The 1,006-nt window shown below is 32.1% G+C and carries 2 protein-coding genes; both read left to right on the top strand.

Annotated features, from left to right (window positions below; translation table 11 throughout):
- Positions 1–233: 233 nt before the first annotated feature.
- A complete protein-coding gene (locus AP058_RS00005) occupies positions 234–719 on the top strand; it encodes a transposase (RefSeq protein WP_066305294.1) in 486 nt (161 codons plus the stop codon).
- Positions 720–734: 15 nt separating this feature from the next.
- The coding region (locus tag AP058_RS17265; protein WP_157492501.1) for a transposase at positions 735–1,006 on the top strand (272 nt) is incomplete at its 3' end.

Genomic DNA, 1,006 nt, shown 5'->3' with positions numbered 1-1,006 from the left:
CTCCTATGTTTGTAAATTCATATATTTAAGTACTTAAAAGTTAAGATAAGAAAGAACAAAATGAGCAGAGCAAGATAGGCAAACGGCTTAGGCATTATAGCTTCACTAACATGATTATCCCTGCTCATTTCTTGCTTCAAACCGTACAGTTTATTTGAACATAAAGTTCGTGTTAGGATCGTTGGTTGTTGTGCAAGAGTTTGTTCTCTTAATTAAGAATAAAATTATATAAAATGGAAGAGAAAAACAACTATTGTGGTATTGATGTTTCTAATGAAACCTTAGATGCTTATTTTAAAAACAAGAAGGGAATTGAACAACATTTACAAGTGTCCAATTCGGTAGCTGGATTTAGAGAATTGCTCAAAGAATCTGATAAAGAGACCCATTTTGTTATGGAATCTACAGGAGTTTATCATTTACGATTTATCTTCTTTTTGAATAAAAAAAATATAAAATTCAGTGTGGTAAATGCACTTCAAATCAAGCGTTATATCCAGATGTATTTAGAGCGTAATAAATCCGATAAAAAAGATGCCAAACACATCTATGAATATGGATTGAATCGCAATCCAGAATTGTATCAAATGCCTGATCACACTTACTTTGAGTGCCGTTCATTAAACAATGCTATACATGATTTAACCAAGGAAATAACCAAATTTAGCAATCAGATTCATAGCTTAAAAAAGTATCCTTTTGATACAAAATCAGTATAAAAAAGCTTTCAAAAAATCATCAAAGAACTAAGACAAGAGAAGCAAAATATAGAACTTGAATTACAAGAGAAACTAGTTCAATGGGAGGGAGAAACACTTAAGTTAGTACAGAGTGTAAAAGGAATTGGAAGTAGGGCTTCAGCCGAATTAATTATCTATACCAAGGGGTTCAAAGACATGAATTCTTATAAACAATTGATCTCTTATGCCGGTTTGAGTCCGACCGAATATCAAAGTGGAAGTAGTATAAGAGGACGAGTCAGAATATGCAAACAAGGAGGTAAACA

It is taken from the genome of Flavobacterium sp. TAB 87, from assembly GCF_001529295.1.
In the GTDB taxonomy this organism is placed as follows: Bacteria; Bacteroidota; Bacteroidia; order Flavobacteriales; family Flavobacteriaceae; genus Flavobacterium.
This window is presented reverse-complemented; position numbering and strand designations above follow the sequence as displayed.

What these genes read in the sequence shown, in the direction of transcription:
- AP058_RS00005 (WP_066305294.1), top strand. Translation starts at nt 234, where the DNA reads ATGGAAGAGAAAAACAACTATTGTGGTATTGATGTTTCTAATGAAACC.